Origin of the sequence: Rhizobium leguminosarum (genome assembly GCF_002953715.1) — a bacterium.
GTDB lineage: Bacteria > Pseudomonadota > Alphaproteobacteria > Rhizobiales > Rhizobiaceae > Rhizobium > Rhizobium leguminosarum_V.
The window spans coordinates 29,513-43,543 of record NZ_CP025012.1; the positions used below are offsets into that span (position 1 = coordinate 29,513).

Consider the following 14,031-nt stretch of genomic DNA (forward strand, 5'->3'; position numbering starts at 1 on the left):
TGGTTCGCTGCAAGATGCAAGGGCGCTTTGACGCAAGGCGCCGGCTTTCCCGGAATCCTCAGCCGGCGGCTCGTGCATTCAGCAAATGCAGCACCTGCCGTGTCTCGCGCATGATCTCCTCAAGCGCCTGCCTGTCGCATTCGCGATAGCCGGCCTTGGCGATCGACGTTCCGAGTTCGCAGATCATCGCGCAGCAGCGGGTGATCTTCAGCATGCCGATCGGCGAAGTCCAGCCGCGCGCATTGCGGTCCTTATCGGCGCGCCGCATCGTATCGAGCATGGAGCAGATCAGCGAGAGGCGCTCGGTTTCGCGAACCAGTTTTTCCATGAACATGGCGCGCTACTCCTATTTCAGCTTCTTCTTGAGATCGTAAAGCGCATCCATTGCCTCGCGCGGCGTCATGTCGTCAAGGCTCATCGCTTTCAACGCCTCCTCGACCTTGGAGGGTCCGCGGGCCGTATCCTCGCGGCGCACCGCCACCTGGAAGAGCGGCAGGTCGTCGATCAGCTGGCTCGCCGGGTTCTTGCGGTCGGCATCTTCCAGACGGGTGAGTACATCGCGGGCCCGCGCCACGACCGAAGCCGGAAGCCCGGCAAGGCGCGCGACCTGAATACCGTAGGAGCGGTCCGCCGCACCCGGCCCGACCTCGTGCAGGAAAATGACGTCGCCGTCCCATTCCTTGACGCGCATCGTGGCGTTCGACAGCCGGCCAAGCTTTTCCGAAAGCACGGTCAGCTCGTGGAAATGCGTGGCGAAGAGGCCGCGACAGCGATTGGCCTCATGCAGGTGCTCGACGGCGGCCCAGGCGATCGACAGACCGTCGAACGTGGCGGTGCCGCGACCGATCTCGTCGAGGATGACGAGGGAACGGTCGCTCGCCTGGTTGAGGATCGCCGCCGTTTCGACCATCTCGACCATGAAGGTGGAGCGCCCGCGCGCCAGATCGTCTGAGGCGCCGACACGCGAGAAAAGCCGGTCGACGATGCCGATATGGGCTGATGCCGCCGGCACGAAGGAGCCCATCTGCGCCAGGATGGCGATCAATGCGTTCTGGCGCAGAAAGGTCGACTTGCCGCCCATGTTCGGGCCGGTCAGCAGCCAGATCGCCCCATCCCGGTCGCCGGTCTTTGGCGACAGATCGCAATGATTGGCGACGAAGGGGCCGCCGGCCTGCCGCCGCAGCGCCTGCTCGACAACCGGATGGCGGCCACCCTCGATGGCAAACATCTTCGAACCGTCGACCTGCGGGCGGCAATAGGCCTGCTCCTCGGCGAGAAGCGCCAGAGCTGCGGCGACGTCGATGACGGCAAGCGCCCGGGCGCCTGATTTGATCGCCTCGGCTTCCGCAACGACGGCCGCCGTCATCCTGTCGAAGGCTTCGAGCTCGATCGTCAGCGCCTGGTCGGCGGCATTGGCGATGCGGCTTTCGAGATCGGCAAGTTCGGTGGTGGTGAAGCGCATGGCGTTCGCCATGGTCTGGCGGTGGATGAAGCGGGCTTTCGCGTCCGCCGTCTCCGTCATCGGCGAGGCATTGCCGGCGGTGACTTCGATGAAATAACCGAGGACGTTGTTGTGCTTGATCTTCAGCGAGCGGATGCCGGTTTCCTCGGCATATTGCAATTGCAGGCCGGCGATGACGCGACGCGACTGGTCGCGCAGCGCCCGGACCTCGTCGAGTTCGGCGCTGGCGCCGTCGCGCAGGAAGCCGCCATCGCGTTTCAACAGCGGCAATTCGTCGGCAAGCGTCTCGGCAAGCAGCTTCTCCAGCGTCGCAGGAAGGGCCTGCAGCCCGGATAGTGCCTGGCCGAGCTCTTCGGGCAGCATCGCCTTGCCGAGCATCGCCGCCAGTCCGCCCGCCGCTTCCAGGCCCTGGCGGATCGCCCAGAGATCGCGTGGGCCGCCGCGGTCGAGCGCCAGGCGCGACAGGGCGCGCGGCATGTCGGGCACATGTTTCAGCGTGTCGCGCAGATTGCCGCAGAGCAGAGGTTCGTCGATCAGGAAGCCGATCGAATCGAGCCGCGCATTGATGCGGGCGGGATCGGTCAGCGGCGACATCAGCCGCTCGGCAAGGAGCCTGGCGCCGCCGCCGGTGACGGTGCGGTCGATCGCCTTCAACAGCGAGCCGTTGCGATCGCCCGAAAGCGTGCGGGCAAGTTCGAGATTGGCGCGGGTGGCGGGGTCGATGAACAGCGTCGAAGCGGCACTTTCGCGCTCCGGCTTTCCAAGCGGCGGACGCTCGGCGATCTGCGTCTTCTCGACATAGGCGACGGCGGCGGCTGCCGCCGCAAGCTCGGCGCGCGAAAAGGTGCCGAAGCCGTCGAGCGTCGCGACGCCGAAATACCGCGCGATCCGCCCTTCGGCGCTGGCGCTGTCGAAGAGCACGGAAGGCTGCGGCACTGCTGTCCGGCCGAGCACGTCGAAGACCTGCTTGAGTTCGGGATCGTGGAAGATCGTGTCGGGCAGGATGAGTTCGCGCGGATCGATGCGCAGGATATCGGCAAGCAGGCGCGAGGCTTCGGTCTCGGCAAGCCGGAAGACGCCGGTGGAAATATCGATCCAGGCAAGCGCCAGCAAGGCCTCGCCGCTGCCGCGAATGCGGGTCAGCGCCATCAGATAGTTGGATTCCGAGGGCGAAAGCAGCTTTTCCTCGGTGATCGTGCCGGGGGTGACGAGGCGGACGACGTCGCGCCTGACGACGGATTTCGCGCCGCGTTTCTTCGCTTCCGCGGGATCCTCGATCTGCTCGCAGACGGCGACGCGGAAGCCGAGCGAAATCAGCTTCTGCAGATAGTCGTCGGCCGCATGCACCGGAACGCCGCACATCGGGATATCCTGGCCCATGTGCTGGCCGCGCTTCGTCAGCGTGATACCGAGCGCGCGTGAGGCTTCCAGCGCATCCTCGAAGAACAGCTCGTAGAAATCGCCCATGCGATAGAACAGAAGCGAACCGGGATTGTTCGCCTTGATCTCGATAAATTGCTCCATCATCGGCGTCGCCGAGGCACGGCTTTCCGCCGTGGCGAGCTCGGCAGCCGAAAAGGCTTCATTCCCTGTGTCTATTCGTGCGTTCACGGAGGTGGAGTTTTTCCCAAAAAAACAGGTGCCAACCCTATCCGCGCGCCGCTATAGATGACAACAGCATTTGAGGAAGAGCAAAGCGTCGCCCACAGGACGTTGGAGGATTTATGCCCGATATCGATAAGAAGGACCGGCCGGTGACCTCGGTTACCGACCAGGAGGCGCTCGAATTTCACGCAATGGGCCGGCCCGGCAAGCTGGAGATCAACCCGACCAAGCCGATGGCGACGCAGCGCGACCTCTCGCTGGCCTATTCGCCGGGTGTTGCCGTACCCGTCAAGGCAATCGCCGCCGATCCGCAGACGGCCTATGATTACACGGCCCGCGGCAACATGGTCGCCGTCATTTCCAACGGCACGGCAATCCTCGGTCTCGGCAATCTCGGGGCGCTGGCCTCCAAGCCCGTCATGGAAGGCAAGGCGGTGCTGTTCAAGCGCTTCGCCGACGTCGATTCCATCGACCTCGAGATCGATACGGAAAATGTCGACGAGTTCATCAACTGCGTGCGCTTCCTCGGTCCCTCCTTCGGCGGCATCAACCTCGAGGATATCAAGGCGCCGGACTGTTTCGTCATCGAAAGCCGGCTGCGCGAGCTGATGGATATCCCCGTCTTCCATGACGACCAGCATGGAACGGCGATCATCGCCGCTGCCGGCCTGATCAACGCGCTGGAACTGACCGGCCGCGACCTGAAGACGACGAAGCTCGTCTGCAACGGTGCGGGTGCTGCGGCGATCGCCTGCGTCGAACTGATCAAGGCGATGGGGTTTGCGCCTGAGAACGTCATCCTCTGCGATACCAAGGGCGTCATCTACCAGGGCCGCACCGAGGGCATGAACCAGTGGAAATCGGCGCATGCGGCAAAGACCGACACACGCACGCTGGAAGAGGCGATGGAGGGCGCGGACGTCGTTTTCGGCCTGTCGCAGAAGGGCGCGTTTTCGGCCGAGATGATCCGCTCGATGGCGGAGCGGCCGATCATCTTCGCCATGGCCAATCCCGATCCCGAGATCACGCCGGAAGAGGTGGCCCGCATCCGCGACGACGCCATCATGGCGACGGGCCGTTCGGACTATCCGAATCAGGTCAACAACGTCCTCGGTTTTCCCTATATCTTCCGCGGCGCTCTCGATGTGCGCGCCTCCACAATCAATGACGCGATGAAGATCGCCGCCGTCAAGGCGTTGGCAAACCTCGCCCGCGAGGACGTGCCGGATGACGTGGTCGCCGCCTATCAGGGCAACCGGCCGCGTTTCGGGTCGCAATATATCATCCCAGTTCCCTTCGATCCCAGGCTGATCTCGGCGATCCCGGTCGCGGTCGCGCAAGCTGCGATCGAAAGCGGTGTCGCCCGCAAGGTCATCACCGACATGGCCGGTTATGCCCGCGAGCTTTCGGCGCGCCGCGATCCGATCGCCTCGACGCTCGCCAGGCTCTACGAGCGTGTCCGCCGGCATCCGAAGCGGATCGTCTTTGCCGAGGCCGAGGAAGAACAGGTCCTGCGCGCGGCGATGTCCTATGCCAACCAGCAGCTCGGCACCGCCATTCTGCTCGGCCGCGAGGATCTGATCCGGGCGACGGCGGAACGCGCCGGCATCGATCTCAACCGGCCAGGCCTCGAGATCGTCAATGCCCGTATCTCGACCCGGGTCGAGGCCTATATCGATTATCTCTATGCCAGGCTGCAGCGGCGGGGTTATCTGCACCGCGACGCCCAGCGACTGATCCACAACGACCGCAACCACTTCGCCGCCACCATGGTGGCGCTCGGCGACGCCGACGGCATGGTGACGGGCATTACCCGCAACTATTCGACGGCACTCGAAGATGTGCGCCGCTGCATCGACGAGAAGCCCGGCCACCGCGTCATCGGCGTATCCCTGGCGCTCTGCCGCGGCCGCACCGTCTTCGTTGCCGATACCGCGGTGCATGACATGCCGACGGCCGAGGAGCTTGCCGATATCGCCGAGGAAGCCGCAGGTCTGGCGCGGCGCATGGGTTATCCGCCGCGTGTCGCCCTGCTTGCCTATTCCACCTTCGGCCATCCCTCGGGCGAACGTTCCGAGCGGGTGCGCGAAGCGGTGAAGATCCTCGACAAGCGCCGCGTCGATTTCGAATATGACGGCGAAATGGCCGCCGATGTCGCCCTGAACCGCAAGGTGATGGAGCAATATCCCTTCTGCCGCCTCTCCGGCCCGGCCAACGTGCTCGTCATGCCGGCTTTCCACTCGGCCTCGATCTCGACCAAGATGCTGCAGGAGCTCGGCGGCTCCACGGTCATCGGCCCGATCCTGGTCGGCGTCGACAAGTCGGTGCAGATCACCTCGATGGGCGCCAAGGACAGCGACATCGTCAACATGGCGGCGATCGCCGCCTATGGGGCTGGTTCATAAACTCGTCCTGCCGACATATGAGACACCTTTTGGTGCCCGGCTGACAGTGCGTCGGCCGGGCATAAGTTTTCGTGGGCAGCCGCGATGAAGCTTCCGCCCGTGGTGTCAGCGGACACGGTTTTCCCAGGCAAAGCGCGAAAGCGGTTTTGCCGGGAATTGCGCAAAACAAAAGGATAGAGCGGTTCTGTGCTTCCGTTTAAAGCTGAACCGCTCCAGGGAAGCGGAGCGCGCTGCTCTTCCGATAAGTCATACTTTTGATACAATAGCCCGATACGGGCGCATAAATATGCCTGCAGGGACATTGACGAACTGCGGGCAATCAATGCGGTTTCGCAGCTCAGGTGTTTAATACCAGCCGGTTGGTTTCCCATGCCAGAAAACGCATCTCCCAATTTCATCGCCCGATTTCAGGGGGCAACTTTCGACGATATGGTCGAGGCTCTGACCAAGGGGTTCGGTTCGTTCGACGCATGGCGCAATGGTCGAGAGAAACCACTCGACTGGAAGGTCGGGTTTTGGGGTGATGAAAGGTTGTCGCTGGTCAGCAACCAGGATTCCGGCGGCTGGGGTGCAAGAACGGCACACGGAACGCCGGAAACTCTGGCAATCATCATGCCGCGTACGGGTGCTCTCGATGTAACGCTTGGTCGGACTGTGATCGAAGGGACACCTGGGCGGCTGTTGTTGATGAACAATCTCGAGCCGGAACGGGTTTCCGTACGGGCAGCGCCGCACCGATCAGACACACTGAGTCTGAGCTGGACAATCATCGCTCAGACCGTCGCCGCCGTATTGGAGACCCCCCTGACCGGGGCAATGGACTTGGCACCGGTCATTGATCTTTCCACGGCGGCGGGCCAGTTGATCGGCAGCCTCGCCCAAACGATCATCAGTGGCATGCGCAACAACGGGCCGCTACTTCACTCGCCAATCGCCATGTTGAACCTGATCCAGGCGTTTGCCGATCTGCTGGTGCGCTCGGTTCCTCATCGGCTCTCGCATCTTCTTGACAAGAAAATCCATCTGATCGCACCACGGCATGTCCGTCGGGCGATTGAATTTATGCATGCGAACATCGCACAGCCACTGACGATGCAGAGTGTCGCGGAGGCGGCAGGCATTTCCATTCGCGCTCTTGAAAGCGGTTTTCGTGCCTTCAAGGGAACCACGCCGGCTGCCTACCTCAGGACGATCCGCTTGCAAGCGGTCCGGGAGGATCTGCACGATCCTTCAAACCGGCAGCCGTTGCGGGACATCTGCTTGAAGTGGGGATTCTTCCACTTTGGCCGCTTTGCAGCAACCTATCGGGCGGCGTATGGAGAGAACCCGTCGGACACCAGAAGGCGATCCGATCACTAGAGCCTTCGGAGAGGCTGGAATTGGCTTTTCCCAGACAGATGGCCGTCTGCGCAGATTAAATTAGCTCGCGAAGCGGCCGGCGTCGGCGCCGTAGTAATTCAGGTAGCGGTCGGAAATGCTGGAGATCGGCAGCACGATCAGCACGTCAGTCGTGTTGAAGGCATGATCGACGACCGCACTGGAGCCGACCATCGCGCCGAGGCGCAGATAGCCCTTGATCAGCGGCGGCAGCGCCATCAGCGCCCGCTTCGGGTTGATGGCCTCGACCGGCATCAGATCCATGTTGCGGGCGAGATCCGGCAGCGCCCCGACGGCCCATTCGTTCTTCGCCAGCACGTTGTGATAGAGAAAGGACAGCGCCAGCGCGTGGCTTTCGAGATAGACGCCGGGGAAAGAGGCGCAGCCGAACATGGCGCTGACGCCGTGTTTCAGCGCATAGGCCCAGTTGCCCTGCCACAGGAGCTCGACGGTGCGCTTGGTGCGGTATTCCGGCAGCACGCAGGAGCGGCCGAGCTCCATGAAGCGCTTGTCCGGATGTTTCGCGATGAGGCCCTCGATTTCGAATTCGGAAGCCGAGTAAAAACCGCCATTGGCGATGGCGACATCCTGACGCAGCAGCCGGTAGGTGCCGACGATCTGGTCTTCCGGGTCGCCCTCGATCGAGCGGTCGAGAACGAGAAGATGGTCGCAGACGGCGTCATAGGCGTCGACATCACGCTGGCGACGCATGGCATCCAGCGGCAGCTGCGCCTTCATTTCGTCGACGAAGACGCGGTAGCGCACGGCCTGGGCAGCATCGATTTCGCGCGCCGTGCGGGCAAGGCGGGTCTCCAGATTGCCGATGCGGCCGAGGATATCACCGTCCTTCTGCACAGCAGCCGTCGAGGGCGGTGCAGCCTCCGCGGTGGTGTCACGATTCAGGATGTCGATGGCGGACATGACGATTCTCCCGTTGCCGGCTTATCGACGCCATAAAACACTTCTCTGCGACAGGAAAGTGACATTTTGAATTTCCAAGCGCAAGCAGCGTGCCGGTTCCTGAGGCGCTCACCGCGCCTCTGCCCGGCGGGCGGAAAGTGCGGCGACCGCCTGAACTTCGGTCAGCAGCCGCACCGGATCGACCGGCTTTACCATGACGCGGTTGGCGCCGTTGAGCAAGACCTGGCGGCGTGAATCGTCGCTCTTGTCGGCAGTCAGCACGATCACCGGCACCGAGGCGAGATCGAGCCGCCGCTCGTGGCCGCGCAGGCGTCCCAGCATGTCGATGCCGTTCCCACCCGGCATCGAGAGATCGCTGATGATGATATCGGGCCGGGCATTTGCCTCGCAGAGCGCGCAGTCGAGCAGCGACTCGAAATCTTCGACATGGCGCACCTTATGCCCGCCCTTTTCCAGGACAACGCGCACCAGCATGGCATTGATCGGATCGTCCTCGCCGAGCAGGATGCTGAGCCCGCTGGCGGCAACCACCGTCTCCGCCACCGAAAGGCCGAAGCCCGGCTGGTTGTCGTTCAGCGCGTCGCGCTTCTCCATGCCGCGCATGCGCCCGCGCAGCACGTCGATCAGCGACTGTTCGCGCAGCGGCCGGATCAGCCAGGCATCGAAAAGGTCGAGCGGATGGGCGCTACGTTCTTCCGGGTTGACGAGCAGGACCTTGCGCAGGCCAAGTGCGGCGATTTCGGCGCGATCGGCAAGATGGTCGGAAAATTCCGCCGACATGCGATGGTCGATGATGATGTCGGTCGGCCGCCGTCCGCCCTTTGCCAATCCGAGCAGCGTTGACCGCGCCGTCTCGCCGTCGCCGACGAGATGGCAGAGGCCGCCAAGCGCGGTGATCGTCTCGGCGATGGCGGTGCGCGCGGCACCTGCCGGCGCCAGCAGCACGACGCTGTTGCCGGCAAGCAGCGTGTTTCGCCGGTCGGGGCGCTCGCTGCCGATATCGACTGGGAAGCGGATGGCGAATTCGCTGCCTCTGCCCTTTTCGCTGGCAACCGTCAGAGTGCCGCTGAATTCGCGCATGATGCGGGCGGAGATGGCAAGGCCGAGCCCGGTACCGTTGCTCTTGTCGGCAACGGTCCCGCCCTGCTCGAACTCGCCGAAGACGCGCGCCTGCTCCTCCGCCGTCATGCCGGGACCGCTATCGGTCACGGTGATCAGCAAGTCGCCGGCGTCGAGCGATACGCGGATGAAGACGCCACCGACCTGGGTGAACTTCACGGCATTGCCGATGACGTTGAACAGAACCTGGCGCAGCCGCGCCGGGTCGAAGCTCATATTCTCAGGGACATCGGATGACACGGTGGCGCCGATCTCGATACCCTTTTCGTGCGCCCGGTGGGCGAGCATCTCGACGACGCTTTCCAGAAGCTTGCGCAGCGATTCCGAGCGCGGATGCAGCGCGAAGCGGCCGACCTCGATGGTGGAGAAGTCGAGCAGATCCTCGACGAGCTGCGTCAGCGCGTGGCCGGACTGGCGGATGCTCGCGAGATAGTTCTGCTGCTCCTGCGTCAGCCGCGTCTCCGCAATCAGATGCGCCATGCCGAGGATGCCGGAAAGCGGCGTGCGCACCTCGTGGCTGACGGTGGCAAGCAGCCTCGATTTGGCGGCGCTGTTATACTCGGCCTTCTGGCGGGCTTCCTCGCGGCCCTGCGCGATGAGCCGCTCGTCGGTCACGTCGCGGGCAACGCTCTGCAGCAGCAGGCGGCCGTTCGCCGGGTCGCGGGTAACGACGTCGCGCCAGAGGAAGATGCGCTGGCCTTCCGGTGTCGAGATCTCGACATCGTAGCAGTGCGATATCGGACCGGGGCGGAAGGCAAGCCCGATCTCCTCGCAGGTTCGTCCTTCCGGACGCAGCCGCCCGGTCAGGCGACGAAAAGTGTCGTTGGCGGAGATGATGCGCCGGTCCATGGTGCGGCTGACCGTGATGTCGCCGAGCACGTCGTGCACGTCGGCAAACAGCTTTGCGCCGGTGTTCCAATCCGGCATGGATTGATCGGGGCGCTGACCGGCCTTGCGCGACCGAACCATCAGCAGGGCATAACTGGCGATGACGGCAAGACCAAGAACGACAAGACCGCCCGAAAGCAGCAGCGGATCGCCGGCATGGGCAAGCAGCATCAGGATCGTTGCGGCAAGAAGGCCGGCGCCGCCCAGCCAGTAGAACAGCAGGCGCCTTGTCGCTGCAGGCCCGCTCTGGCGGTCATCGGCTCCCTGGGGTGCCGAGGCGTTCGGTCGTGAGGAAACGGCCTCCATCCGCGTCTCATGCGGCTTAGCGGCGGGTCCACCGAAGGCGGCGGACAATCTTTCCTGCAACTGTCCCAGGTTCTGCATGCTATCTGGCTAACATGAGGCCCGTTCCGAATGCCTTCAGGATTTCGATAAGATTTTAGCGGCCTGCCTTTTTCGGCAGCAGCAGCTCGTCGAGAATGACGCAACCGGCGCCGATGGTGATGAAACTGTCGGCGAGATTGAAGACCGCGAAGGACCAGCTCTCGGTGTAGAAAAGAATGTAATCGATCACATGCCCATAGGCGAAGCGGTCGACGAGATTGCCGATCGCCCCGGCGATGATCAGCGCATAACCGAGATGAGCGAGCCAGCGGTCTTTCTCCGTGCGGTGCCACAGCCAGATGACGAAGGCAACGATGACGAGCCGCATGCCGACGATGAACCAGCCGTCCATGCCGGACAGCATCGAAAAGGCGACGCCGAGATTGTAGGTGCGGTAGAGCGCCAGCATCGGAATGACCGGCACCGCCTCCTGCAGCGGCAGAGTGTGATCGACGGCGATCTTGACGACCTGGTCGATGAGAACGGCGACGACGATGAAGAAGAGGATCGGTGCCGGGCGCGAAAACAGCGCGGGCCGTGCATGCGTCTGTTCGGTCATTTGCCCTCGGCAAGTGAGAGGAGATGGCGGCGCGCCTCGAAAAGCATGACGGCGGTGGCGACGGCGAGGTTCAAGGAATCGGCGCGGCCCTGCTGCGGAATGCGGGCAAGCGCGTCGGCCTCCTTGGCCAGTTGCTCCGGCAGGCCGGATTGTTCGTTGCCCATCAGGAGCACGACGGGCTTTTTCCGGTAGTCGATCGTCCGATAATCGACCGCGCCGGCAAGATGCGTCGCGACGACGGAAACGCCGGCCGATTTCCGCCAGGCGATGAATTCCTCTGGGGTTGCCCGCGCGACCGGAACGGCAAAGACCGAGCCCATGGTGGCGCGCACCGTTTCGAGCGAGAAGGGGTCGGTCGTTTCTCCGAGAAGTATGATGCCGGAAGCGCCGGCCGCATCGGCCGTGCGGATGATGGTGCCGAGATTGCCGGGGTCGCGCACCCGGTCGAGCGCCACCCATGTCTCGCCCTCCTTCGGCCGAATACCCTTAAGCGGCGCCCAACGCTGCTCGAAGATGCCGACGACCATCTGCGGATTGTCGCGGCGGGTGATCGAGGCGATCACCTTTTCGCTGACTTCGAGCACCAGCCCGCCCGAGGCGACGGTCCTGGCCGCCATCTGCTCGACCAGCGGCTTGCCTTTGGCGGCCTTGGCATAGACCAGCGTGCGGATCGCCCAGCCGAGTTCGATCGCATCGATGACGAGCTTCAGTCCTTCGGCCAGGAAAGTACCGCTTTCCTCGCGCGACTTCTTGTTTGTCAGCGCCTTGATGTCCTTGATGATCGGATTGGCGAGCGAGGTGACTTCCTTCACCTGCCCGACCCTGCGCGGTCCCTGATCGTGGAAGTCCTTGCTCATTTCGGCACCCAGCGGGAAAAGAGGGAGGTGGAAAGCGCGCGGCCCGGCGTCTTGCCGTCGGTGCCGGCTTCGCGAATCACCAGCTCGCCGGATTCGACCACGCCGCGCGCGCCGCGCATCGTCTCGCGCATCAGCTCGTGGATCGAATAGAAGCTGGCCCGGATCGAATAGGCCGTCAGCACCAGGCCCACCGCCTTCGGCGACAGGATCTCGCGGCAGACATCGAGCATCAAGGGCAGATGCTCGAAGAGATGCCAGACTTCGCCATTGGGGCCACGGCCGAATTTCGGCGGATCGGTCAGAATGATGTCGTATTGGCTGCCGCGGCGTTCTTCGCGCAGGATGAATTTCATCGCATCCTCGCAGATCCAGCGGATCGGCAGTTTCTCCATGCGCCCGAGCGCCTGGTTTTCCCTTGCCCAGCCGATCGCCTTCTTCGAGGCGTCGACATGGGTGACCTCGGCGCCGGCTGCGGCGGCAACCAGCGAGGCGACACCGGTATAACCGAAGAGATTCAGCACCTTCAGCGGCCGGCCGGCCTTTTCGGCCTGCTCTTTCATCCAGCTCCAGTGGACGATCTGCTCGGGGAAGACGCCGACATGACGGAAGGAGGTGAAGCGGCCGAGGAAATCGACGCCGAGCAGATTGAGCGGCCAGGTCTCGCCGAGCGCCTCTTTCGGGAAGCGCCAGCGGCCGGAGCCTTCCTCGTCGGTATCGCCGGTGAAGGCGGCATCGACCTTTTCCCACACATGGGCGGGGAGCGAAGGGCGCCACAGCGCCTGGGCCTCGGGACGGATGATGCGATAGGGGCCGTATTGCTCCAGCTTTTCGCCGTTGCCGCTGTCGATCAGGTGGAAGTCGCCGGCTCCGAGCGATTCGAGGATGACGGGCACGCGCTCGACCGGACGTTCGCCGCTGCGTGTCATCAGGGGACGCTCGACGGCGACAGGCCCAGCAGCCTCGCGCACTGTCTCGCGGGCCGCCGCAGGCCGCGCGACCGGCTTCGGCGGCCGGCCTGTCCGATCGTTCCTGCGGCTTTCACCGGAAGAACCTGATGTTTTCTTCTGGCCTGGCCGGCCTTCTCTCTGTTTCAACGTGCTCTTCCGCGTCTCTGTCGGGGTGTCTTGTCGGCTGTACGTCCGCTGCAGCGCTGCGCGTCTTTTCAGACGTGCAAAGGACGCTGCAGCACTTTGAATATGCAGTAGCCCAGAAAAGCGTGGCGGATCAACTGCGCAGCCGGCCAAGCCCCGGCAAGAGGAGCGGGTTCTCCCGACGCGTTGCCTATTTCAAGCCCTCGGAGGCCTGTGTGCGAAGCCAGCTTTCCGCCGCATAGAGGGCTGCGACATGCATCGACTGCATGATGACGGCACCGGACTGCAGGTCGCCAAGGATGGCAGCAAGATCTGCAAACAGCAGCTCGACCTTCTCGCCGGGGTCGAAAGACGGTTCGCCGGCCTTGCTCAGGCCGAGCGCCAGCCAGCTCGTTACCATATTGCTGTGGCTGGCGGCATTCGGATAGGAGGTGAGCAGCTTGACGAAGGTCGCGGCTTCATAGCCGGTTTCCTCCCGGAGCTCGCGCCGGGCTGCCGCCAACGCCGCATCGCCGGTGTTGCTGTCGCTGCGTTCGACGCCGCCGGCGACGAGACCGAGCACGATCTCGCCGCGGCCGTGCCGGTATTCCCGCGTCAGCAGCACCTGCCCATCGGGCATCACAGGGATGACGTTGATCCAGTCGGGATAATCCAGCACATGAAAGGGCGCGATGACGGTTCCATCGGCGGTGACGCAATCGTCGCTCCGGACCCGGATCCAGCGGTCTTCATAGGTGATCCGGCTTGCCGTCACGCTCCAGGGCTTCAGTTCGTCGGTCATCGGCCCATCCCTTGTGTGTCAGATGTGTGTCGTCGGAACCCGGCAGATAACATTCCGCCCCGCCTTGGCAAAGCGCTTTCCCGCTGGGATAAGATGAGCGAATCGAAGATGGGGCCATCGAATGGATTTCACCGGCGAAGAACGCATCGCCGCGCCGCGGGACGTCGTCTGGGCAGCACTCAACGATCCCGACATCATGCGTGGCTGCATTCCAGGCTGTCAGAGCATCGAGCGGCTGTCGCCGAGCGCCTTCGAGGCGACGATCAAGGTCAAGTTCAGCCTGCTGTCCGCCACCTTCCACGGGCTGCTGACGCTTTCCAATGTCGACGCGCCGAAGAGCTATACGCTGTCGGCCGAAGGCAAGGGCGGTCTTGCCGGCTTCGCCAGAGGCAGCGCCGATATCGTGCTTGAGGAAAGGGGTGCCGAGACCATCCTGCACTACCGCTCGAAAGCCGAACTCGGCGGCAGGCTCGCCCAGCTCGGCGCTCGTCTGCTCGATTCGACCTCGCAAAAGCTCGCCGAAGGGTTCTTTTCGGATTTCAATGCCGCCGTCGTCGCGAAGATGGCGGCCGGTTAGGCTTG

11 protein-coding genes are annotated in these 14,031 nt (G+C 63.6%); 3 read left to right on the top strand and 8 right to left on the bottom strand.

The window, feature by feature from the left end; genetic code table 11:
• Window positions 1–58: 58 nt before the first annotated feature.
• Together CUJ84_RS00165 and mutS are read right to left on the bottom strand one after the other, a co-directional pair.
• On the bottom strand, window positions 59–334 hold the full coding sequence (locus CUJ84_RS00165; RefSeq protein WP_018244509.1) for a hypothetical protein: 276 nt from the start codon (window positions 332–334) through the stop codon (window positions 59–61).
• 12 nt (window positions 335–346) lie between these two features.
• Window positions 347–3,073 carry a DNA mismatch repair protein MutS gene (gene mutS / locus CUJ84_RS00170; RefSeq protein WP_105004737.1) on the bottom strand — a complete coding sequence of 909 codons (2,727 nt, stop codon included), beginning with the start codon at window positions 3,071–3,073 and terminating at the stop codon, window positions 347–349.
• 113 nt (window positions 3,074–3,186) lie between these two features.
• On the opposite strand from mutS, the gene CUJ84_RS00175 reads away from it, so the two are divergent.
• Window positions 3,187–5,472 carry an NADP-dependent malic enzyme gene (locus CUJ84_RS00175; RefSeq protein ID WP_105004738.1) on the top strand — a complete coding sequence of 762 codons (2,286 nt, stop codon included), beginning with the start codon at window positions 3,187–3,189 and terminating at the stop codon, window positions 5,470–5,472.
• Between the two features lie 369 nt (window positions 5,473–5,841).
• Complete coding sequence (locus tag CUJ84_RS00180; protein WP_105004739.1) at window positions 5,842–6,831, top strand: AraC family transcriptional regulator; 990 nt, start codon at window positions 5,842–5,844, stop codon at window positions 6,829–6,831.
• Between the two features lie 60 nt (window positions 6,832–6,891).
• Here CUJ84_RS00180 and CUJ84_RS00185 read toward each other — a convergent pair whose 3' ends face one another.
• The 6 genes from CUJ84_RS00185 to CUJ84_RS00210 all read right to left on the bottom strand — a co-directional run bounded on the left by CUJ84_RS00185 (window position 6,892) and on the right by CUJ84_RS00210 (window position 13,449).
• Window positions 6,892–7,770: a GNAT family N-acetyltransferase gene (locus tag CUJ84_RS00185; protein ID WP_027681988.1), complete on the bottom strand. Its 879-nt coding sequence runs from the start codon at window positions 7,768–7,770 to the stop codon at window positions 6,892–6,894.
• A gap of 108 nt (window positions 7,771–7,878) precedes the next feature.
• Window positions 7,879–10,161 (bottom strand): hybrid sensor histidine kinase/response regulator, encoded by a 2,283-nt coding sequence (locus CUJ84_RS00190; RefSeq protein WP_105004740.1) that lies wholly within the window; start codon window positions 10,159–10,161, stop codon window positions 7,879–7,881.
• A 55-nt stretch (window positions 10,162–10,216) separates the two neighbouring features.
• Window positions 10,217–10,720, bottom strand: coding sequence for a signal peptidase II (gene lspA / locus CUJ84_RS00195; protein ID WP_105004741.1), 504 nt, complete (start codon window positions 10,718–10,720; stop codon window positions 10,217–10,219).
• Complete coding sequence (locus tag CUJ84_RS00200; RefSeq protein ID WP_105004742.1) at window positions 10,717–11,577, bottom strand: TrmH family RNA methyltransferase; 861 nt, start codon at window positions 11,575–11,577, stop codon at window positions 10,717–10,719. Before CUJ84_RS00200 ends, lspA begins: the two co-directional genes overlap by 4 nt.
• Entirely contained in the window at window positions 11,574–12,671 is a 1,098-nt protein-coding gene (locus tag CUJ84_RS00205; protein ID WP_105004743.1) for a class I SAM-dependent methyltransferase, read from the bottom strand. Before CUJ84_RS00205 ends, CUJ84_RS00200 begins: the two co-directional genes overlap by 4 nt.
• A gap of 187 nt (window positions 12,672–12,858) precedes the next feature.
• Window positions 12,859–13,449, bottom strand: a complete 591-nt coding sequence (locus tag CUJ84_RS00210; RefSeq protein ID WP_105004744.1) for an NUDIX hydrolase — start codon at window positions 13,447–13,449, stop codon at window positions 12,859–12,861.
• 121 nt (window positions 13,450–13,570) lie between these two features.
• On the opposite strand from CUJ84_RS00210, the gene CUJ84_RS00215 reads away from it, so the two are divergent.
• Window positions 13,571–14,026: an SRPBCC family protein gene (locus CUJ84_RS00215; RefSeq protein ID WP_105004745.1), complete on the top strand. Its 456-nt coding sequence runs from the start codon at window positions 13,571–13,573 to the stop codon at window positions 14,024–14,026.
• The last annotated feature ends 5 nt before the right edge of the window (window positions 14,027–14,031 follow it).

Excerpts from the sequence above, each read along its gene's own strand:
- CUJ84_RS00200 (WP_105004742.1), bottom strand. The coding sequence starts at position 11,577 with ATGAGCAAGGACTTCCACGATCAGGGACCGCGCAGGGTCGGGCAGGTG.
- CUJ84_RS00175 (WP_105004738.1), top strand. The coding sequence starts at position 3,187 with ATGCCCGATATCGATAAGAAGGACCGGCCGGTGACCTCGGTTACCGAC.
- CUJ84_RS00210 (WP_105004744.1), bottom strand. The coding sequence starts at position 13,449 with ATGACCGACGAACTGAAGCCCTGGAGCGTGACGGCAAGCCGGATCACC.
- CUJ84_RS00190 (WP_105004740.1), bottom strand. The coding sequence starts at position 10,161 with ATGCAGAACCTGGGACAGTTGCAGGAAAGATTGTCCGCCGCCTTCGGT.
- CUJ84_RS00180 (WP_105004739.1), top strand. The coding sequence starts at position 5,842 with ATGCCAGAAAACGCATCTCCCAATTTCATCGCCCGATTTCAGGGGGCA.
- CUJ84_RS00165 (WP_018244509.1), bottom strand. The coding sequence starts at position 334 with ATGTTCATGGAAAAACTGGTTCGCGAAACCGAGCGCCTCTCGCTGATC.
- lspA (WP_105004741.1), bottom strand. The coding sequence starts at position 10,720 with ATGACCGAACAGACGCATGCACGGCCCGCGCTGTTTTCGCGCCCGGCA.
- CUJ84_RS00215 (WP_105004745.1), top strand. The coding sequence starts at position 13,571 with ATGGATTTCACCGGCGAAGAACGCATCGCCGCGCCGCGGGACGTCGTC.
- CUJ84_RS00185 (WP_027681988.1), bottom strand. The coding sequence starts at position 7,770 with ATGTCCGCCATCGACATCCTGAATCGTGACACCACCGCGGAGGCTGCA.